Origin of the sequence: Chryseobacterium aquifrigidense, assembly GCF_006716485.1 — a bacterium.
Classification (GTDB): domain Bacteria; phylum Bacteroidota; class Bacteroidia; order Flavobacteriales; family Weeksellaceae; genus Chryseobacterium; species Chryseobacterium vietnamense.
This window is the reverse complement of record NZ_VFPD01000001.1, coordinates 494,180-514,384: the sequence shown is the minus strand read 5'-3', so window position 1 is coordinate 514,384 and position 20,205 is coordinate 494,180. Positions and strand designations below refer to the sequence as shown.

Below are 20,205 nucleotides of genomic sequence, written 5' to 3'. Positions count from 1 at the left end.
ATTCTTTTTATTTTCTGATGGTTTTAGTAATACTTTTTCCATCTTTATACTGGATCTTTACAAAATAGATTCCAGGCTGAAGTCGGCTGATATTCATATTGTCTTTTCCTGGGTTCATGAAAGTAATGATCTGAACTCCCTGAGGGGTAATCACGTCTGCTCTGCTTATTTTATCATAATGGCTTTCCGGTGCAAAATTCATCATATGCGCAGATACAATCACAGAGAGGTTATTCTCCTTGTTGATAAGAGCTGATGTTTTACAGTTCTGCCCTTCATTACAGTCACTTACAATTTTCCAAACTGTATTGCTTCCTGGTGTTTCTCCCGGATTCGCATACCATTTATTCTCCCAGATTTTGCAGGCATGGAAAACCTTCGTTCCTGCTGTTGGATATGTTTTTACCGGATTATATTCCTGAGCTCCGCAATACGTAACCGAACCGCCTGATTCACAACCCGGACCTTCGGTACACGTGCTTATTTCTTCCCATACCATGTTGGTTCCCGGCAATTCTCCCGGATTTGCATACCATTTGTTTTTCCATATTTTACAGGAGTAAAAGACTTTCGTTCCGGTAGCAGGATATGCATTGGCAGCATTATACTGTTCTGCTCCACAGTAGGTTTGTCCATTTCCTGATGTCACTTTTTTTGTTCTGACTTTTAATTCATTACTGGCATCAGAAAGCTGATCGTTCACCGCAACAGATTTTACGGTATACTGATATTCTGTATCTTGGACTAATCCTGTTCGTAAAAAGCTTGTTTGCGTGGTCTCTCCTACTTTGATTCCATTTTCAAAAATCTGGTAATTCTTGATTCCCTGTGAGTGAGCAGAAGCCATCCACATAAGTGAAACTGAATTTTCAGTTACTGCCATTGAATGAAGATTGGAGGGCGCCGTAGGTTTTTCAGGAGTTCCTTCGCTGTTTGTCTTTACATTGAGTGGCAGACTCTTGCCTGAAGTAAGCCCCGAAGAGCCTCTTGCCTGTATTTCATATGTATAAACCGTATTAGCTGTTAACCCAGTATCCTGAAATGTAGCTGTACTTACCTGCTGAATATTCTGCCCGTTGCGGAAAATAGTATAGGATACAGCATCAGATTGTAGATTCCAGCTTATTTTAGCCGAAGAACTTGTTACTCCTACCTGTGCTAATCCTGTAGGAGTGGCAGGTGCAGAAACTCCTGTTCCCGAGGTTACATTGACATCAATGACATTATAGAATGCATTAGTAGTATCTGCTACATCCCAGACTGCTAAAATAATATGGTAGCCGGTACGGTTAGCAGGAATCGTAATCTGGTGAGAAACATTATCCTGTGGCGGTGTTCCGTTATGAGCAACTGTACCAATAAGCTCCAGATCCTGACGGGAAAGCGGCTGATTGGGATTCCAGCCCTGCTTTGTCATATAATAATGCCATTTTGCTGTCGCATGATACGCCGAATATTTCCAGATAAATGCATTCACACCCGTGGTAATATTGGTTTTCTTCCACCTATCGGCAGTCTGAAGATCCAGTGTAGTGTCTCCTCCTATACTTCCATTAGCGGAGGCAATCTTTCCGTCTGCCGGGCCTAATGCAGGAAAGCCTTTTGGAGCTTCCAAAGAGCCCGGTTCATTAATTACAGAACCATATTTTCCAAACGCCACAGAATAGCCAAGTGTAGCCTTATCCAGACTTCCCTGATATCCTCTTGAGGCTGGGCTCATTACATATCCATGTGCAGATAAATGAATTAAAGAAGGTACCAGTATGGCCAGCATCAGCAATACCGGAAAAAAAATTTTACGTGTCATCATATTTTACTATTTTGGTGTTGATTGGGCTGAATTGATTGTAAGCAAAACGGAACTTACATCATCAATAATTCAAAAAATACAAGCGTTATTAACCTGCAGCATTTAAAACAGTTCAATTATAATAGGTATAATAAAAACCAAACTATACAAAACAAAATCATGAATATTATTAATTATATTACCATTATAAAATTCATAATGCGTTATATTTAAATATAAAATTAGGGTATTTTATATTACAAAAATAGCTAAATCCCATGATATTTATCACTAATAGTTGAAATATTTTTAGTTAAAATTATATATGAATACATGGAAGGAGAAAAAAAGAGGAGTTTACATATTGTATTTATAGTATTCCACCCCATTTTAAATAAAAAAGCAAAGGCTGCGAAATATTCACAGCCTTTTTCTCTTTTTCTACTCATAAACTCCTATACCCCTATCTTTGGCTATAAGAGTAAATTTTATTTCCCAAGCACGAATACTGCAGGAATTTTATGAAGCTCCGGCTTTTGTTTTTGCCAGTCTTTTATTGATTTTGTTTTGATAAATTCATGTTCCGGATCATTGATATTGGCAGCGATACAAAGTTTTGTATTGGGTGACAAAAACTTACACAGGTCTTCAAACAGCTGATTATTTCTGTAAGGTGTTTCCATGAAAATCTGAGAATATCCGGTTTTCTGAACAAGGCTTTCCAGGTTCATGATCTGTTTCTTTTTTTCTCCTTTATCAATAGGAAGATACCCATGGAAAGTGAATTCCTGCCCATTAAATCCACTGGAAATCAAAGCCAGAATAATGGATGAAGGCCCTGAAACCGGTATCACTCTGATATTTTTCTCATGACACCATTTCACAATCAGATTTCCCGGATCCGCAATACATGGTAATCCTGCTTCTGACAGCAATCCGAAGTCCTGCCCTTTCAGCATCAGTTCCTGAGCTTCTTTGATATCCGCATTTTCCGTGTATTTGTCCAATAAAAACAACTTCAGATCAGCCTGCTTCTTTTCCGGAGCAAAAAATTTAACAACCTTTCGGGCCGTTTTTTCATTTTCCACGAAGAAATAGTCCGTCTGCATGATATAATCCTTCAGAACAGGCGAAAAGTGGTTGATAGAAGTATTTTCTGATAAGTAAGCAGGGAGTAAAAAAAGCATTGTATTATTTTTTAGTTCTTTCGTTAAGTGAAGGTTGAGGGAAATATTTTGTAAGGTCCATGGAAAAAGTAACAGAAGTAATTTTCCAGGTTCCGTTGATCTTCATCAGCGTCCAGATCTCTTTTCCCCAGTTTTCCATTTTGCCATCGTACCAAAAGCTGTAATCGAAATTGGCAGAAGCTATGGCTCCATCTTCCACGATCTTAATATTGTCAAATTTTTCTTCAGATTTATCATCTTTAAAACTTTTGATAAAAGCTTTATAATCATCTGCAAAGTAGTAATCTGCCTTAGGATTTTTCTCCAGACGCTTCGCCTGTGTTCTGTCTTTATAAATTCCGGTCCAAAGTACAGGTTCCTGAAATAAAGAAAGATATCTGGCTTCATCTCTGGATTTAATACATCCCATAAAGTCATCCATAACTTTACGGATTTCTGTTTCATCTTTGGTTTGAGCGAAAGACAAACCACAGCTAAAAACAAACAGTAACAGCAGTTTTTTCATGGTTATTATTTTGATATTTGGTTTCTGATAGCATCACATCCTTTATCCAAAAGCTGGAAAACCATTTCAAAATCTTTCATATCTCCCCAATAAGGATCCGGAACCTCAGCATTTTGGTGGTCTCCCAATACTTCTAAAAACAAAGATACTTTCTGTCGTTCTTCTTCATTTTTAGTTTTGGAAACCACATCGCCGAGTACATCAATATCCATACAATAGATCTTATCAAAGGTTTCAAAATCTTTTCTGGTGATAGGTCTTGATCTTTGTCGGGAGATATCAATATGGTGATTGGCCGCAGTTTTAATGGCCCTTTTATCAGGATGTTCACCTTCATGCATTGAAATAGTTCCGGCAGAATCTACCACATAATGATCCGGCAGCTTTGTTTTCATAATTCCTTCTGCCAATGGGCTTCTGCAGATATTTCCGAGACAAACCATTAATATTTTCATATCCTGTTTTTTAAAAAGAGTCTTTTGTCACGACAAAACTAAATAAAAAATGAAGAATAAAACTATCCTTCATTTTAATTTATGTAAGCTCAACCTTATTTATTGTTTGATTCTTTCAGTAAGGTCTTTTACGTATTTCTTGATTTCTTTATCAATTTTAGAAACATCTTTGATGGTATCACAGGCATACATTACTGTAGAGTGATCTTTTCCACCCATTTCTTCACCAATTTTAGTGAATGTAGAATTGGTAAATTCTTTGGAGAAGTACATGGCAAGCTGTCTTGGTAACGCAATCTCTCTTTTTCTTGTTTTTGAAAGCAGCTGTTCTTTTTTAATTCCAAAATAATCACAAACCACTTCCTGAATATAAGGAATATTGATAACTTTCTTCTGGTTAGCAGCAATTCTGTTGATGGTTTCCTTAAGCAACTCAAGACTAAGATCTCTCTTGTATACTGTAGAGTAAGCAATCACCGAGTTGATAACCCCGATAAGTTCTCTTACATTCGTTTTTGCTTCAGCAGCAAGGAAGTCAAGCATATCTCCCGGAAGAACAATTCCGTCTCTGCTTAGTTTATCTTCAATGATCTGTCTTCTTGTTGATAGATCCGGAGATTTGATTTCTGCAGAAAGTCCCCATTTGAAACGGGAAACAATTCTGTCCTGGATATCCATAATATCTGCAGGTGCTTTATCTGAAGTAAGGATAATCTGTTTTCCGTTCTGATGCAGGTGATCAAAAATATGGAAGAAACTATCCTGTGTTGCTGATTTTCCGGACAGGAACTGAATATCATCAATAATCAGTACATCTACCATTTGATAGAAGTTTGCAAACTCAGTCTGTTTATGAGCTTTGGCCGCAGAGATAAACTGCTGGATAAACTTTTCAGAAGACAAATAAAGAACTACTTTATCAGGAAACTGGTTTTTTACTTCAAGACCTACAGCCTGTCCTAAATGGGTTTTCCCAACTCCATAACCTCCATATAAAAATAATGGGTTGAAAGCGGTTGCACCAGGTCTTTTTGCAATGGATCTGGCTACAGTGGCTGCAAATTTATTGCTTTCTCCTTCTACATAACTATCAAATGAATAGTCAGGCTTCAGGTTAGAATCTATGTTTACTTTTCTAATTCCAGGAACTACAAACGGGTTTACAATATTAGCAGAAAAACCTTGCGGCATTGTTTCCTGTGTTTTCGGAGTAGGAACACTTTGTCCCTTGATGTTCATGGTAACAGGCTTTTCTTCACCTTTTGGTCTGTTTTCCATCACAGAATACCATAATTTCACTCCTTTTCCAATATTTTTCTTCAGGGCAGCAGAAAGTAAGGACAGATAGTTGTCCTCTATATATTCCTTGTAAAAATCGCTCGGCACGATCAACGTAAGGTTGTTGGCCACCAATGAAAGCGGCTGAACCTTATCGAATAGCATATCGAAAGATTTTTCAAGTTTTTTAAGGTCAGAATTGTCTTCAGCAGCGTTCAGGTTATCGCGCATAAACTGAAGGCATTTCTGCCATATCATCATTAAATTGTCATCCATTTTTTAAGCCCCGATTATTCTTTGTTTGTACTGTGTTTAGAAGGAAGACAAAGGTCCAATATTTTCTTTTCAAAAAAAAATATTGCAGGTATTGATTATTTAAAAATATATTTGTATGTATAATTTAACATCTAAAATGATACACACAACACACTCAATACGAGTACGTTACGCAGAAACAGACCCTATGAAATATGTATACTACGGAAACTATGCAACGTACTTCGAAGTAGCGAGAGTTGAACTCTTCAGAAGCATAGGAATTTCATACGATGAAATTGAAAACCAAGGAATTTGGCTGCCTGTTTCGGACTACAAAATTAAATATATCCGACCCGCTTTGTATGATCAAAAATTAGAAATTCATACTTATGTTAAAAAAATTCCGGGCGTAAGGATTGAATTTGAGTATGAAATTTACAATGAAGAGCATATTAAAATAACCGAAGCCTCCACTACTCTATTCTTTTTAGATGCAAAAACCAACAAGGTAATCAAATGTCCGGATTTTCTGATGGATCTGATTGAGAAGAACTGGAAGGAAAAGTAGCAAGTTCAGAGATTCAAGGGGTTCAAAGTTCAAAGTTTAAGGCTTAAGGTTCCGGACAACCGCATCACGTAACCGAACCCCGCACCGCAGCATTCAACTTAAACATAAAACATTGAACTCTATTTATGAATTAATTCGCACCTTTGTACCTTTATTCTAATCATCCCTTATATATTATATTATGAAGATTGCATTTTTGGGACCTCATGCCAGTTTCACCCAGCTTGCCACAGCACAGCTTTTCCCTGATGACGAAATAGTACCGCAAGCCAGTATTCTGGATTGCTTTAATGCTGTTGAAAACGGAGAAGCAGTAAAAGCAGTGGTACCTCTGGAAAACTCTATTGAAGGAACCGTATCGATGACGCTGGATTATTTATATAAGACTCCGTCTATCAAGATAGAAGCAGAAGCAGTAATGCCCATTGCCCATCATCTTATGATTCATCCGGAAAATTCTATTGAGAATATTGAAAGAATATATTCTCATCCCCAGGCTCTCGCACAGAGCTTCCATTTTCTGGACACTCATTATAAAGAGATCCCGAAGCAGGACTTTTCTTCAACTGCTGCTGCCGCAAAATTCGTTTCTGAAAATCCGGAGACTCCTATTGCTGCAGTAGCCAATCAGTTTGCTGCCAATTTATATGGTTTAAAAATTATAAACCGTAATATTCAGGATTTTGAACAGAACCATACCCGGTTTATCATTATTTCCAAAGAACAGAACAAATATCAAAATGATCAGCTGGAAACACTGGGTGAAAAATCTGGAATGCTCATCACTCTTCCGGAAGATCATCCCGGTGGATTACATCAGGTTTTATCCGTTTTTGCATGGAGAAAAATGAATCTCAGTAAAATTGAATCCAGAACATTAAAAACAGGACTCGGGAATTATTTCTTCTTCATCAATGTTGAAGGACCCTGGAAAGAAGTTTTGCATGGAAATGCACTAAGAGAACTTGAATCAATCAATGCTAATGTTGATTTTCTTGGAAATTACAAAGAATTCCTGCTGGAAAGCTAAAAAATCAAATAAATCTACTAAAAAAACACTGTCGTTAAGGCAGTGTTTTTTTTTAAATCTATTCAAAATTTCGAATTCAAGTCAGTATTACAATAAATTATTATACAGATATCGTCTTCTGTTTAAATCAATAAATAACCCACACAATGGGGAGAATTATTTTTTAACAAAACACTGATAAACAGAGCCTTAAATAAAAAATAAATATAATAAGTCGTAACTGAATTATATGCAAATATTATCGAAAATATAAACATATGTTTAAATATATCACATCATAATAATGTTAATTTTGCAAATATCACAATGCTGGGTATAATTTTTATTGTATATTTGCTTAGCAACTAATTAAAATCTTGATCATGAAAACTAAACTTTACAGCTTAATGTTAGCATGTGCATCGTTACCATTATTCTCACAGGTGGGTATCAATACAGCCAACCCTTCTGCAACTCTGGATGTTAATGGAACCTTGAAAGTTCGTGATACCCCTGCCGCTACAGCATTACCCGGATATCAGATTTTAGGAATTAACCAGGGAACTACCCAGGTATTCTCAGTAGACCCGTCATTGTTAACCGCAGCTGCCGGAACCAATACTTCTGTATATTCTGCAAAAAAAACAACAGGAATAACCCTACTGAATTTAGGAGTTCTACCTTCTGATTTCCAGCCTGTCAGTTTTGTACAAGCTGATAGGACGATAGGAAGTGCTGCTTTATTTACCAATGCTGATGGTTCATACAACATTCCAACTACTGGAGTATATGCTGTTGGATTCGCATTCAGATATGGCACAGGATTACAGGCTTCTTTATTGTCAGGAAGTCCAGGTATCGCAATTGCAAGAACCAGAACCGCAGTAACCACTCTGATAGACACACGTCCATTCAGTGGTATTAACCTTGCATTAGCGGTTAACTTAACGCTTTCCGATTCCAGTATTAATTCTTTGTACTCGTTTCAGGCAGGTGACAAAATTTCTTTTGGACTTGTAGATTCTGGTGTTATTACAGCAGGATTATTAGGATCCAGTATCGCATCATTCTACATTTACAAAGTATCAAACTAGTAAAACATATTGTTAGTTATCTATACCATTTAACCCATCGCTTATACCGCGATGGGTTAATTTTTTTAAATAGCATATGAAACATTTCTTTATATTTGATAAAAACTAATGAAATGAATGAATTTGTTGCGGCCATCATCTTTATCATTATCTTCATCATTTTCAATAACCTGAATACCAAAATCAGAAAATTGGAAAAGGAGATTTCAGATCTTAATCATAAGATCAATACTCCTCCTCTGGCTCAGACTGAAGCAATTCATAAGAAGGCGACAACGGAAGAGACATTCATTCCACAGCAAGAAGAATCTCACCAGGTTTATCATGAGAAAATAAAAAACAGTGAAGAAAGTGAAAAAAGCCCAACATCACTTCAAAAAGACTGGCTTACTCCTGTTTCTGACTTTTTAAAACAAAACATTCTTACCATTATTGGTATTTTTACCCTTGTTCTCGGAATTGGTTATTTTGTAAAATACGCGATTGATAAAAACTGGATTGGTGAAGCAGCAAGAGCGGGAATTGGTTTTTGTACCGGAGCAGGAATCATTATAACCGGACATTTTCTCAGAAAAAACTACCCGGCTTTTTCATCTATTATTACAGGGGGCGGAATTGCTGTTTTATATTTCACAGCTACCATTGCTTTCCGTGAATACCATCTATTTACCCAGAATACCGCTTTTATCATCACCGCACTGATTACCGCAGCTTCCATTATCCTATCCTATTATTATAAAAGTGAAGTACTGATTATCTTTTCACTGATAGGAGGTTTTGCAGCTCCCCTGATGATCAGCTCGGGACAAAGTAACTATCTTTTCCTTTTTATTTATATCACTCTTTTAAATACAGGAATGCTGGCTGCCTCTTTTCTTCAGCACTGGAAAAGCGTGGGCTGGACCGCTTATATTTTTACAACAGGCTATCTTTTACTTTGGACCAATGAAAGCCCAGAGCTTTTAAGCATTACTTTTTATCTGATCAGTTATGTGATTTTCTACATTTTTGCCCTTCACGATTACTTCAGAAAAAATATACTTGCAACCTCTGATATTTTAATACTTGCCCTTGCTAACTTTTCAAGTATTCTGGGACTGCTTTACATTTTTGATACGTTAAAATATGAACCCCCAATTATTTTCCCTCTTATTTTTGCTGCTGTAAACACTGTTCTTCTGTTCAGAGAATATACCCGCAAGAGCTTTGGAATTACCTATTCCGTATTCGCAGGGCTTGTTACCAGCCTTATAACCGTTGCAATTGCTATTCAGTTTAAGACCCATCTCATTACCAGCATTTGGGCAATAGAAACAACTCTGCTTCTCTTCATCTGGAAAAAAACAGGTCATAAAATTTTCAAAATTTTCTTTTATATCCTGTTTCCCTTAGTGATGATTGCTCAGCTTATCACCTGGACTGCGTATTTTGGAACCAAAGATTTCAATATCATATTTAACGCCCCGTTTATCACCAGCTCTTTCACCATCATTTCTATAATAATTAATTTATATTTATTAAGAAATACAGCCAAAGAGCCACAAGGAAAAGACCGTAACTTTTTCGAAGATCTTATTACAGTAGTCAGCTATGGAGTTATCTACATAACTTTTCTTCTTGAGATTACATATCATATTTCAGAAATGCCATGGTCCGCCATTACCAGCACAGGACTTTTATTCAGTATTTATTATATTTTTGTTTTATTACTTTTCAGGAAACTGCTAAGCATCAGAAATGATGTTCAAAACATACTGATTTATCTTTTTTACTTCCTGATCGTCATAAACACATCGGTTTCTACACTTTCCCTTGTGGCTGATATCTTAACAAAAAAACTGCATGTAAGTTTTTATTTCTTCCATCTGCTTCAGTGGATTCCGTTTATATATATAGGGTACAGGATTATTCCATCTTCAACGTTTCACAAGCAATGGATTTCTTACTGGATCCAGTCTTTGGCAATCATTATCTCTGTAAGCTGTGAACTTCACCATTCATATATTTTAATGACTTCCAGTGATCTTTCTCATTCTTATACCGCAAGTGCACATTTCAATATTCTTTATCTTCCTGTTATATGGACAATTCTCGCCAGCCTATTTATTTATACAGGCCTGAAAAAGAATATTCAGGAATATAACAAGATTGGGTTTGCTCTGATAGGTGTGATGGTATTAAAACTTTACGGATATGATGTATGGCAAATGGATAATATTTCAAGAATAAGCGCCTTTATTGTTCTCGGAGTTATTTTATTATTAAGCTCTTTCACTTTTCAGCGACTGAAAAATATGATCAGAAATATGGTGGATAAAAAAGATAAAACGGAACAAAGCAAAGACTAATAATCTGGATTAAAGTTTTTATTTCTAAATTAAATTCAAAACAATTTAATATTTGATTCAAATTTTGTAAAAAATAACTATATTTATCACGTTTTTAACAGTTACATATTCTGATTATGAAAAAATTACTCTATTCTTTTTTATTACTATCCTCTGCTACTTTATTTGCCCAGCAAAAAAATCCTGCGGTAAAGTTTGCAGTGGCTGATAATGCCATTGGGACAGTAGAATTGTTCAATACCAAAAAGAACGTATTGCAGGTTTCAAAGGTATACAGTACTTCCGCCAGCCTTCCCCAAAGCTTAAAAAAATACAGTTCTGTTTTTACGAAAGGGGTGACTGAATATAAGTTCAAAAACGGAGAAAATGTACTGGATAGAATGGCTTTATCCAATATGAATACTCAATACAATATTCCGGCAGACCATCCTGTATTTATTGAAGGATATGAATTCACAGACACCAATACCATGATTTATCCTGAAATCAAAAAAAGAACAGAAACAAAAGATTATAACGGTAAGAAAACATTGTTTATTTATACTACTGAATAACTTGAATAATATAGAAAGGATGCTGAAAAACAGCATCCTTTTTTATTTTAATATTTATTGTTCCATTTTTTCTTAAGCTCCTCGTAAATCTTCTTTTCTGTAGCATTATTACCAGGCTCATACAGTTTTACATTCCTGATTTCTTCCGGAAGAAAGTCCTGTTCTACAAAATTTCCTTCATAAGAATGAGCGTACTTATATTCTTTCCCATAATCCAGATCTTTCATCAGTTTGGTAGGAGCATTTCTTAAATGAAGTGGTACAGGCAGGTTTCCCGTCTGTTTCACCAAAGCCAGCGCTTCATTGATGGCCATATACGCAGAATTACTTTTAGGTGAAACCGCAAGATACACCGCTGTTTCACTTAATATAATCCTTGCTTCAGGATTCCCGATCACATTGATCGCCTGAAAACAGTTATTAGCAACCACCAAAGCGTTTGGATTCGCCAAACCCACATCTTCAGCGGCCAGAATAAGCATTCTCCTTGCGATAAACTTAATATCTTCCCCACCGGCAATCATTCTTGCCAGCCAATACACCGCTCCGTTAGGATCACCTCCACGCATAGATTTGATGAAGGCTGAAATAATATCATAATGCTGCTCTCCGTTTTTATCATAGAGCGCCATTGTCTCCTGAAGAACTTCCAACACATCAGAATTAATAATTTCCGTTGTTCCAGAATTTTTATATTGATTTAAAACCAACTCTACGGAATTGATTAGTTTTCTGGCATCCCCACCGGAGTATTGAATAAAAGCTTCTTTTTCAAGGATTTTAAAATCTGTTCCTTCATCTTTATTATATCGTTCGGAAGCAATATCAATTAATTCCTCCAGCTTTTCATAACTCAATGCTTTTAAAACATAAACCTGACTTCTTGAAAGCAATGCTGATACTATTTCAAAACTTGGATTTTCGGTAGTCGCACCAATCAATACAATCCAGCCTTTTTCCACCGCATGCAATAATGAATCCTGCTGCGATTTATTAAACCTGTGAATCTCATCAATAAACAAGATTGGTGATTTTCCGGAGAACAGATTCTGCTTTTTTGCATCTTCAATCACATCCCTTACGTCTTTTACTCCAGAAGAAACTGCTGAAAGCTTATAAAACTTTCTTCCCGACTGTTCTGAGATAATTTCAGCCAGCGTAGTTTTTCCTGTTCCCGGAGGTCCCCAGAATATGAGTGAATTGAGGCTGTTATTTTCAATCATCTTTCTGATTGTTCCTTTCTCGCCGGTAAGGTGCTCCTGCCCCAATACATCATTGAGGGTTTTGGGTCTTAATTTTTCAGCTAATGGAATATTTTGATTCAAAGTAATTCTATTTTTTTAAGATCAATGTTTCGGATTTCTGATGGCCGAAACTTATAACAAATTTAAACTAATTTTCATTTTTTTACCCTATTTTTGCATTGTTTTGAAACTTACATTCAATAAAATCATTACATTTCCGCTGGTAATTTTGATCAAATTTTACCAATGGTTCATCTCGCCCTTACTTCCCAAAAACTGCCGTTACGAACCTACCTGCTCTCACTATATGATTGAGTCGCTACAGGTGCATGGTGTTTTTAAAGGTTTCTGGCTGGGATTTAAAAGAATTTTAAGATGCCATCCCTGGGGAGGAAGCGGTTACGACCCTGTTCCACCCAAACATAAATGTCAATAATCAAACTATCAAATCAATAGAAAATGAATACTATCTTTTTCAGAATTTATCTTGTGCTGTTTGCGTTTACAACGCAGCTTCTTTTTGCACAGGAATACCCTGGAGGTTTATCTGACGGAACCTTAGATATCAACGGAACCAATGTTCCTGTAAAAATCTATTCTACTACAGAGATGGGAGACCTTACGGCTTTTCCGGACAGAGAATCAGATAAAAGCCAGTCTTTTGTTGTGATCCTTAATGAATCCAATTTTGAGCCTGCCTATTACAATTATGGTGCTTCCACTTTAGCAAAGTACAAAGATTCACAGTATCAGTTTTTTGATAAAAACTTTAAACTTATTGATACTGGCGTTACCAAAGAAAATATCACCACTTTCAAATATGCTGTAAAATCTGTAAAACCTATCACTGATTCTGACAAGGTAGAACTTAAAACTTCATTTAAAATATGGGATCCTTCAAAAGGTATTCACATCGGATCATTTACGCTTCACTTTTATAGTTTGATGTTTGTATTTGCATTTGGTTTCGGATATATTTTGATGACAAGAATCTTTAAGATTGATAATGTGAATCAGAAATACCTGGAGCCTCTGTTCACATGGACGTTGATCGGAACCATTCTGGGAGCAAGATTAGGACATGTTATCTTCTATCAGCCGGAACTATTTAAAGAGGATTTCTGGAGTGTATTTTTACCAATAAGTACAAAAAACGGTTTTAAATTCACTGGATTTTCAGGGCTGGCAAGCCACGGTGCTACGATTGCCTTGATTTTCACTACGCTTTATTATTCATTTAAAATCATTAAAAAAAATCCGTTCTGGGTATATGACAGACTGGGTATTGTAGTAGCTTTAGGTGGAGCATTTGTAAGAATGGGGAACTTTTTCAATTCTGAAATCGTTGGTAAACCCGCTGACCCGAATTCTCCGTTCGCTTTGCTTTTCCCACAACAAAGCAGTGAGTACGGTCTTACTGTACCCCGTTATCCAAGCCAGTTATTTGAAGCGGTAGGATACGTTCTTCTTTTCATTTTGCTATGGATATTGTACAGAAAAACAGATAAAAAATATCAGCAGGGATGGTTATTCGGTTTGTTTTTCATTATTCTTTGGGCCATCAGATTCTTTGTTGAATTCCTTAAAGAGCCACAGGGAGATGAATTCATCCAGATTGGCGGTCTGAATACAGGTCAGGTGCTTTCGATTCCTTTTATGATTGCAGGGGTTGTCATCATGATCGTTTCCAAGAAATTCAAGATCACTGAGGCAGAAAACGAGAAACCGGAATAAGCCACCAGAGAAAAAAATAAAAAGGCAAATTTGTAGAAATACAGATTTGCCTTTTTTAATATCTTAAAATTATCACAGATTCCTCTCTGTTTTCCTGTTCAGTTCTTCAAAAACAGCTCCCAATGCATCAATTACATCAGTAGGCAGCATCGATTCTTTTGAATGCTTTTCAGAAGCTACATCCGCAGCTCTGCCATGCAGCCACACCCCCAGAATACAGGCTTCCTCTTCGGAATATTTCTGGGCCAGAAGCGAAGTCAGAATTCCGGTAAGAATATCTCCGCTTCCTCCTTTCGCAAGACCTGCATTCCCTGTAATATTATAGAATACTCTTCCTTCCGGAGTAATAACCTGGCTATGATGATCCTTGAGTACAATATAAAGACCCAGCTCTTTTGCCTTTTTCCTTGCCAGCTCAAGTCTTTTAAAAGAATTATCCGTACTTCCGAAAAGTCTCTCAAACTCCTTAGGATGAGGGGTTATAATTGATTTTTTGGGAATGAGTTTCAAATTTTTCTGATTTTTTGAAATAATATTCAATGCATCTGCATCAAGAACTAAGGGCTGAGAATAGCTTTTCAAAAAACTCAAAAAGCTTTTCTCTGTTCCGGAATGAGTTCCCAAACCAGGACCTGCACCACAGGTAACATCTTTGTCCATTTCAAAATTTGTAATAAACTGCTCTCCTCCTTTTATAAACATGGCCTCAGGGCATGAGGTCTGTAAAACATCATATCCACATTCCGGAGCAAGGGTAAAGGTAAGCCCCGCACCGGTTTTTAAAGCTGATTTTGTAGCCAGTACTGCCGCTCCTACTTTTCCATAGCTACCTCCTATGATGGCTGCCTTACCATAACTCCCTTTATGAGAAAATTCCTGTCTCGGAATGAATATTGAACTGATCAGCTGATCATCAATTACAGAGTAATCAGAATCGGTTGTGTCTGCATATATTTTACTTAAATCAATATCCAGTACTATTACTTTTCCCGTATATTTTCCGGTTTCAGGATGAAGGAAGGTCTTTTTCCAGCATTGAAAAGTAAGAGTATAATCCGCTTTCAGAATAACAGGATCATAATCAAACATTTCATCAGCAGACAATCCGGAAGGAACATCAATGGATATCTTAATATTCTTTTTGGAATTCAGCTGCTCAATAAGTCCTTTCAACTCTCCTTCCAACGGTCTGGATAAACCTGTTCCGAAAAGGGCATCTACAATAATGGTTTTCTCATCAAAATTATAATGCTCGGAGGAATCAAATTTTCTGACCGAAATTCCTGACAAATCGCGGAGTCTTTTCAGATTAACAGATGCATCTTCTGAAAATTTCTTTTTGGAATCGCTTACAAATATATCTACATCGAAACCTTTAAGATAAAGTATCCTTGCAACAGCCAGCCCATCACCGCCATTGTTTCCATTACCACAAAATACAGCCAGTTTTTTATGGTTTTTACAATGTTCCGAAATCCAGTGAGCTACAGCTATTGAAGCTCTTTCCATTAATTGAATGGAAGAAACCGGCTCTTTGGAAATGGTAAACTGATCCCAGCTTCGGATCTGTTCTGCGGTAAAAATTTTCATAGGTAAAACAAACTTTTAAGCAAATTACAAAAGATTTTTCATTATGATATCACGTCATTAATAAAAATAAAAAGTTATCATTAATGAAACAATGTATTGATATAATGTAGGAATATTCATTAAAGCAGATGATAGAAATTCCGCATAAAATTCAATATTTAGCTACAAAAAACTACAAAAACGTAGTGTTTTTTACATTTTTTAATTATATTTTTGTGTATATACTAATTAAAAAAAATATAAATTATGGGATTTGTCAAAGAATTTAAAGAGTTTGCCTTTAAGGGCAATGTTCTCGATCTTGCTGTCGGTGTGATCATTGGGGCAGCATTTGGTAAAATTGTTTCGTCTTTGGTTGAAGATGTTATCACTCCTCTGATATTAAATCCGGCATTGAAAGCAGCTGGTGCAGAAAATATAGCAAAACTTACATGGAACGGAGTTGCGTATGGAAATTTCCTTTCTGCAGTAATCAGTTTCCTTTGTATTGCCATGGTTCTTTTCTGGATCATTAAACTAGCCAATAAAGTGAACAAAAAAGATGCTCCAGCTCCTGCAGGACCTACAGAGGATCAAAAATTACTTACTGAGATCAGAGATTTGTTGAAAAGCAAAAATATCTAATTTGTAAACTACATTTTAATATAAAAAGCACCTCGGTCTAACCAAGGTGCTTTATTTATAATATCATTTCCAAATTACTGAATCTGTAAGATACTTGAAATCTGCTCTGCAAGAGAAAGCCCGATTCTATCCTGTGCTTCAAGAGTAGAAGCTCCAGTATGAGGAGTAAGAGAGATTTTAGAATGAGTAAGGATCTCCTTAGATGGTGTTGGCTCATTAATGAAAACATCTAATCCTGCAAATCTTACTTTACCTGAATCCAAAGCATGAATCAAAGCTGCTTCATCAATAACTCCTCCTCTTGAACAGTTTACGATAGCCACTCCGTCTTTCATGATTTCAAATTCATTTTGACCAATCATGTAACCGTCTTTCTGAGCCGGAACGTGTAATGTAATGAAGTCTGAATGTTTTAAAACATCCTGTAACGGTTCAGTCTCAATATCAACATTGATGAACTGATTGTTATAAAACTTCACTTTAATACTTGCTTTTCCTACATTATTATCAGCTGCCACTACTCTCATTCCAAGTCCTAAAGCAATTCTTGCCACTTCCTGCCCGATTCTTCCCATTCCTACAATACCAATCGTCTTTCCTCTCAGTTCAATACCGGCAGCATAAGCTTTTTTAAGACCTGAAAATTCAGTATCTCCAACCAAAGGCATTTTTCTGTTGGAATCCTGAAGAAATCTTGCTCCGGAAAATAAATGAGCAAAAACAAGCTCAGCTACCGATTCTGAAGAAGCAGAAGGAGTATTGATCACATGGATTCCTTTTTCCCTTGCATAGTCTACATCAATATTATCCATGCCAACACCTCCTCTACCAATAATGTCGATAGATGGACATCCGTCAATAATATCTTTTCTTACCTGCGTAGCACTTCTCACCAATAGAGTACGGATTTTGTGCTCGTTAATATAATCTACCAAAAATTCCTGTGGAACTTTTGTAGTAATCACTTCAAAGCCTTTTTCTGTCAATGCATCTATTCCGGATTGATCCAGGCCGTCGTTTGCTAAAACTTTCATAAAATATCAAGTATATTAAAAAATGAAAGATTTAAAAATTAAAGGAACCGGGTTCACATTTAATCTTTAAATCTTTGAATTATATTTTTATTCGCCGTCTTCTTTGAATACTTCAATGGTCACTTGTTTTTCTACCAAATCCGTAAATCTTCCTTTGTATCTTGTAGCTCTTACCAGGTGGTTGTCTATCCAGTGATAATTTCCTCCTCTTGGTTTTCCGCAAAGCACACTGTGGTATTTGAAGCCATGCTTATCCAGCCAGTCGATTGTGATTTGTTTTAGATTTTCGGTTCTTGAAGTAAAAAAGCAGATCTGGTGCCCTTCATCATACCATCTGTTGACAGTTTCCAGTGCATCAGGATAAGGTTCACAGGTAACCATTCTTTCCGGTTCTTCGTTGGGAACGTCATCTGTAATGGTTCCGTCGATATCTATTAAGTAATTTTTTACGCCATCCTTTAGAATAGGACTAATGTGTTCAATGTATTCTAATTCCATTACTAAATATTAAGTAACAAAGTTAGCGTTTTTACAACTATCAGGCACGTTAATCTTCATTTATATTAAAAATATACTATAAAAAGTATTATTTAAAGAATAATATTAATATTTTATCAACCATTTTATTCAAATTAGTTAAAAATTTTCGTTTTGATATTTCTTTTTTATCAGTAATCTGTAAGAACAATGCCGATTTATGTGTAAGCACTCCCTACCTTCTCAATAGATGACAAAAAGCATGATGTTTATCTAAAAATTTCCAAAATACATTTATTACTCTTACATTTGTAGGAATGGAAGAATTTGTCGTTTTAGTAAATCCTGAGGATGAAGTTTTAGGGCTGATGGAAAAACAGCAGGCTCACATCAACGGCCTGTTACACCGTGCTTTTTCTGTATTTCTTTTCAACAGTAAAGGAGAAATGCTTCTTCAGAAAAGGGCTTCAGGCAAGTATCATTCTCCTAACCAATGGACCAATGCGGTATGCTCGCACCCACGTAACGGGGAAACTTATCAGGAGGCAGCGGTACGCAGACTAAAGGAAGAACTGGGAATTGAAGCAGAACTTTCAGAAAAATTCAATTTTATTTACAAAGCAGATGTAGGCGGTGGTCTTTGGGAGCATGAGCTGGATCATGTGTTTGTAGGAAATCACGAAGCTGATTTCAATTTAAATAAAGAAGAAGTGGAAGAAGTAAGATTCATTTCTATGGAAGATCTGGATAAAGAGATTTCCGAAAATCCTGAAAACTTTACGGAATGGTTCAAAATTATCCTCGAAGAATATAAACACCATTTTTAATGATGAAAAAAATATTGCTTTTTTCTGCACTTTTGACGGGAAGTCTGTTTTTTGCCCAAAATGCAGGTGTATTTGACACTCCGAATTATTCTATCAATGTTCCTGAAGGCTGGAAGTCCACAAATGACAGTGAGATTATCAATATTTTCCCTACCAGTCAGATTGGCGCTATCACCATTTCGGAATACCATGACCTTCCCCTTCCAAAGGAAGAAGTGAAAAAATTCATTCTGGCCCTTTATCAGTCCAATGATGAAGAGAAAAAAGTAAAAGAAAAAAAGAGCCAGAAAGGGTATACAGAATATTTCTATGAGCATTTTGATGAAAAAGAGAAGCTGTTCTGGATAACCAAGGTTTTTCAAAAAGACAAAAACTTATATTTAGTTTCCATTAATTGCGGCCAGAAATTCTGGAACGGAAACTATATGACCCTTTTCAATGAGACTTTTAACAGTTTTAAAATAAAGAAATAAAGAAATAAAAATTAAATATGAAGAAAACAGCCTTGTACGACAAACACGTTTCTTTGGGAGCTAAGATCGTACCTTTCGCAGGTTTTGAAATGCCTGTTCAATATTCAGGGGTTACAGAAGAGCATTTTGCAGTAAGAGAAAAAGCAGGATTATTTGATGTTTCCCACATGGGACAGTTTTTCATCGAAGGGCCGGGTTCAAAAGACCTTTTACAATATGTCACAACCAATAATGTAGATGCACTTGAAAATGGAAAAGCTCAATATTCTTGTCTTCCTAACGAAAACGGAGGAATTGTAGATGATCTTATCGTTTACAAAATGGAAGATGACAAATATTTCGTGGTGGTAAACGCATCCAATATTGACAAAGACTGGAATCATATTTCAAAATACAATACTTTCGGAGCTAAAATGACTAACGCTTCTGATGAAATGTCTTTATTGGCAATTCAGGGGCCTAAAGCTACTGAAATTCTTCAAAAACTTACAGAAGTAAACCTTTCAGAAATTCCTTACTACCATTTTACAGTAGGAAGCGTTGCCGGAGAAAATAACGTGATCATTTCCAACACAGGATACACAGGAAGCGGAGGTTTTGAGATCTATTTCAACAATGCAAGTGCTGAAAAACTTTGGGATGCTGTAATGGAAGCAGGTAAGGAAGAAGAAATCATTCCTTGCGGATTGGCTGCCAGAGATACTTTAAGATTAGAAAAAGGATTCTGCCTTTACGGAAATGATATTGATGATACAACTTCTCCGATTGAAGCAGGTTTAGGATGGATCACCAAGTTCGATAAAGACTTCGTTTCCAAGGATGTTTTCGCAAAACAGAAAGAAGAAGGTATTACAAGAAAATTAGTAGGCTTTGAATTGACTGATAAAGGAGTTCCGAGACATGATTATCCTGTAGTGGATGCTGAAGGAAATGTGATTGGAAAAGTAACTTCCGGAACACAGTCTCCAATGAAGAAAGTAGGTTTAGGTCTTGCATATGTAGACAAACCTCACTTCAAATTAGGATCTGAGATCTTTATCCAGGTAAGAAATAAGAATATTCCTGCAAAAGTAGTGAAAGCTCCTTTTGTATAACAGATAACTTACTAAGTGAGGAAGTTGAAAATTTATTCCACTTCCTATTATCAGAAACTTATA

20 protein-coding genes are annotated in these 20,205 nt (G+C 36.2%); 11 read left to right on the top strand and 9 right to left on the bottom strand.

The window, feature by feature from the left end:
• Positions 1-7: 7 nt before the first annotated feature.
• From FB551_RS02295 to dnaA, 5 genes are all read right to left on the bottom strand, one after another.
• The gene (locus FB551_RS02295) at positions 8-1,810 is read right to left on the bottom strand and encodes a lytic polysaccharide monooxygenase (protein ID WP_142014579.1); all 1,803 of its coding nucleotides are present in this window, start codon (positions 1,808-1,810) and stop codon (positions 8-10) included.
• Between the two features lie 467 nt (positions 1,811-2,277).
• Positions 2,278-2,976, bottom strand: a complete 699-nt coding sequence (locus FB551_RS02290; RefSeq protein ID WP_142014575.1) for an SAM-dependent methyltransferase — start codon at positions 2,974-2,976, stop codon at positions 2,278-2,280.
• A 4-nt stretch (positions 2,977-2,980) separates the two neighbouring features.
• Complete coding sequence (locus FB551_RS02285; protein ID WP_047432074.1) at positions 2,981-3,481, bottom strand: Cif family virulence factor; 501 nt, start codon at positions 3,479-3,481, stop codon at positions 2,981-2,983.
• Positions 3,482-3,486: 5 nt separating this feature from the next.
• Positions 3,487-3,936 carry a low molecular weight protein-tyrosine-phosphatase gene (locus FB551_RS02280; RefSeq protein ID WP_047432076.1) on the bottom strand — a complete coding sequence of 150 codons (450 nt, stop codon included), beginning with the start codon at positions 3,934-3,936 and terminating at the stop codon, positions 3,487-3,489.
• Between the two features lie 99 nt (positions 3,937-4,035).
• On the bottom strand, positions 4,036-5,490 hold the full coding sequence (gene dnaA, locus FB551_RS02275) for a chromosomal replication initiator protein DnaA (protein ID WP_002980474.1): 1,455 nt from the start codon (positions 5,488-5,490) through the stop codon (positions 4,036-4,038).
• Positions 5,491-5,626: 136 nt separating this feature from the next.
• On the opposite strand from dnaA, the gene FB551_RS02270 reads away from it, so the two are divergent.
• The 5 genes from FB551_RS02270 to FB551_RS02250 all read left to right on the top strand — a co-directional run bounded on the left by FB551_RS02270 (position 5,627) and on the right by FB551_RS02250 (position 11,045).
• Positions 5,627-6,040: an acyl-CoA thioesterase gene (locus FB551_RS02270; RefSeq protein ID WP_047432079.1), complete on the top strand. Its 414-nt coding sequence runs from the start codon at positions 5,627-5,629 to the stop codon at positions 6,038-6,040.
• A gap of 181 nt (positions 6,041-6,221) precedes the next feature.
• The gene (pheA, locus tag FB551_RS02265) at positions 6,222-7,070 is read left to right on the top strand and encodes a prephenate dehydratase (RefSeq protein ID WP_047432082.1); all 849 of its coding nucleotides are present in this window, start codon (positions 6,222-6,224) and stop codon (positions 7,068-7,070) included.
• A gap of 362 nt (positions 7,071-7,432) precedes the next feature.
• Complete coding sequence (locus tag FB551_RS02260) at positions 7,433-8,143, top strand: hypothetical protein (protein ID WP_047432086.1); 711 nt, start codon at positions 7,433-7,435, stop codon at positions 8,141-8,143.
• Positions 8,144-8,256: 113 nt separating this feature from the next.
• Complete coding sequence (locus FB551_RS02255) at positions 8,257-10,491, top strand: DUF2339 domain-containing protein (RefSeq protein WP_142014572.1); 2,235 nt, start codon at positions 8,257-8,259, stop codon at positions 10,489-10,491.
• 116 nt (positions 10,492-10,607) lie between these two features.
• Complete coding sequence (locus FB551_RS02250) at positions 10,608-11,045, top strand: hypothetical protein (protein ID WP_142014570.1); 438 nt, start codon at positions 10,608-10,610, stop codon at positions 11,043-11,045.
• Positions 11,046-11,092: 47 nt separating this feature from the next.
• Here the strand turns inward: FB551_RS02250 and FB551_RS02245 are convergent, their stop codons facing one another.
• Positions 11,093-12,370, bottom strand: coding sequence for a replication-associated recombination protein A (locus FB551_RS02245; protein ID WP_142014568.1), 1,278 nt, complete (start codon positions 12,368-12,370; stop codon positions 11,093-11,095).
• Between the two features lie 103 nt (positions 12,371-12,473).
• Here FB551_RS02245 and yidD point away from each other — a divergent pair, with 103 nt between their 5' ends.
• Positions 12,474-12,725 (top strand): membrane protein insertion efficiency factor YidD, encoded by a 252-nt coding sequence (gene yidD, locus FB551_RS02240; protein WP_034695943.1) that lies wholly within the window; start codon positions 12,474-12,476, stop codon positions 12,723-12,725.
• Positions 12,726-13,174: 449 nt separating this feature from the next.
• Positions 13,175-14,023, top strand: a complete 849-nt coding sequence (lgt, locus tag FB551_RS02235) for a prolipoprotein diacylglyceryl transferase (RefSeq protein WP_142018051.1) — start codon at positions 13,175-13,177, stop codon at positions 14,021-14,023.
• A 72-nt stretch (positions 14,024-14,095) separates the two neighbouring features.
• Here lgt and FB551_RS02230 read toward each other — a convergent pair whose 3' ends face one another.
• Positions 14,096-15,613, bottom strand: coding sequence for an NAD(P)H-hydrate dehydratase (locus FB551_RS02230; protein WP_142014562.1), 1,518 nt, complete (start codon positions 15,611-15,613; stop codon positions 14,096-14,098).
• Positions 15,614-15,859: 246 nt separating this feature from the next.
• Between FB551_RS02230 and mscL the strand changes: the two genes are divergently transcribed.
• A complete protein-coding gene (mscL, locus tag FB551_RS02225) occupies positions 15,860-16,237 on the top strand; it encodes a large conductance mechanosensitive channel protein MscL (RefSeq protein WP_047432100.1) in 378 nt (125 codons plus the stop codon).
• Positions 16,238-16,311: 74 nt separating this feature from the next.
• On the opposite strand, the gene FB551_RS02220 is transcribed toward mscL, so the two are convergent.
• Positions 16,312-17,271 carry a D-2-hydroxyacid dehydrogenase gene (locus tag FB551_RS02220; protein WP_047432103.1) on the bottom strand — a complete coding sequence of 320 codons (960 nt, stop codon included), beginning with the start codon at positions 17,269-17,271 and terminating at the stop codon, positions 16,312-16,314.
• An 87-nt stretch (positions 17,272-17,358) separates the two neighbouring features.
• Positions 17,359-17,769, bottom strand: a complete 411-nt coding sequence (locus FB551_RS02215; RefSeq protein WP_047376850.1) for an LNS2 domain-containing protein — start codon at positions 17,767-17,769, stop codon at positions 17,359-17,361.
• 296 nt (positions 17,770-18,065) lie between these two features.
• Between FB551_RS02215 and idi the strand changes: the two genes are divergently transcribed.
• Genes idi through gcvT form a run of 3 tightly spaced genes read left to right on the top strand, consistent with a single transcriptional unit; the run spans position 18,066 to position 20,142 of the window.
• Positions 18,066-18,575 (top strand): isopentenyl-diphosphate Delta-isomerase, encoded by a 510-nt coding sequence (idi, locus tag FB551_RS02210; RefSeq protein WP_047432106.1) that lies wholly within the window; start codon positions 18,066-18,068, stop codon positions 18,573-18,575.
• Positions 18,575-19,048, top strand: coding sequence for a hypothetical protein (locus FB551_RS02205; protein WP_142014559.1), 474 nt, complete (start codon positions 18,575-18,577; stop codon positions 19,046-19,048). Before idi ends, FB551_RS02205 begins: the two co-directional genes overlap by 1 nt.
• A 17-nt stretch (positions 19,049-19,065) precedes the next feature.
• A complete protein-coding gene (gcvT, locus tag FB551_RS02200) occupies positions 19,066-20,142 on the top strand; it encodes a glycine cleavage system aminomethyltransferase GcvT (protein WP_047432112.1) in 1,077 nt (358 codons plus the stop codon).
• Positions 20,143-20,205: the final 63 nt, after the last annotated feature.

Bases quoted from the DNA above. Each gene is read 5' to 3' on its own strand.
- idi (WP_047432106.1), top strand. From the start codon at position 18,066: ATGGAAGAATTTGTCGTTTTAGTAAATCCTGAGGATGAAGTTTTAGGG.
- FB551_RS02205 (WP_142014559.1), top strand. From the start codon at position 18,575: ATGATGAAAAAAATATTGCTTTTTTCTGCACTTTTGACGGGAAGTCTG.
- FB551_RS02270 (WP_047432079.1), top strand. From the start codon at position 5,627: ATGATACACACAACACACTCAATACGAGTACGTTACGCAGAAACAGAC.
- FB551_RS02255 (WP_142014572.1), top strand. From the start codon at position 8,257: ATGAATGAATTTGTTGCGGCCATCATCTTTATCATTATCTTCATCATT.
- FB551_RS02220 (WP_047432103.1), bottom strand. From the start codon at position 17,271: ATGAAAGTTTTAGCAAACGACGGCCTGGATCAATCCGGAATAGATGCA.
- FB551_RS02295 (WP_142014579.1), bottom strand. From the start codon at position 1,810: ATGATGACACGTAAAATTTTTTTTCCGGTATTGCTGATGCTGGCCATA.
- dnaA (WP_002980474.1), bottom strand. From the start codon at position 5,490: ATGGATGACAATTTAATGATGATATGGCAGAAATGCCTTCAGTTTATG.
- gcvT (WP_047432112.1), top strand. From the start codon at position 19,066: ATGAAGAAAACAGCCTTGTACGACAAACACGTTTCTTTGGGAGCTAAG.
- FB551_RS02280 (WP_047432076.1), bottom strand. From the start codon at position 3,936: ATGAAAATATTAATGGTTTGTCTCGGAAATATCTGCAGAAGCCCATTG.
- FB551_RS02215 (WP_047376850.1), bottom strand. From the start codon at position 17,769: ATGGAATTAGAATACATTGAACACATTAGTCCTATTCTAAAGGATGGC.
- FB551_RS02290 (WP_142014575.1), bottom strand. From the start codon at position 2,976: ATGCTTTTTTTACTCCCTGCTTACTTATCAGAAAATACTTCTATCAAC.
- FB551_RS02230 (WP_142014562.1), bottom strand. From the start codon at position 15,613: ATGAAAATTTTTACCGCAGAACAGATCCGAAGCTGGGATCAGTTTACC.
- pheA (WP_047432082.1), top strand. From the start codon at position 6,222: ATGAAGATTGCATTTTTGGGACCTCATGCCAGTTTCACCCAGCTTGCC.
- mscL (WP_047432100.1), top strand. From the start codon at position 15,860: ATGGGATTTGTCAAAGAATTTAAAGAGTTTGCCTTTAAGGGCAATGTT.
- FB551_RS02285 (WP_047432074.1), bottom strand. From the start codon at position 3,481: ATGAAAAAACTGCTGTTACTGTTTGTTTTTAGCTGTGGTTTGTCTTTC.
- FB551_RS02260 (WP_047432086.1), top strand. From the start codon at position 7,433: ATGAAAACTAAACTTTACAGCTTAATGTTAGCATGTGCATCGTTACCA.
- FB551_RS02250 (WP_142014570.1), top strand. From the start codon at position 10,608: ATGAAAAAATTACTCTATTCTTTTTTATTACTATCCTCTGCTACTTTA.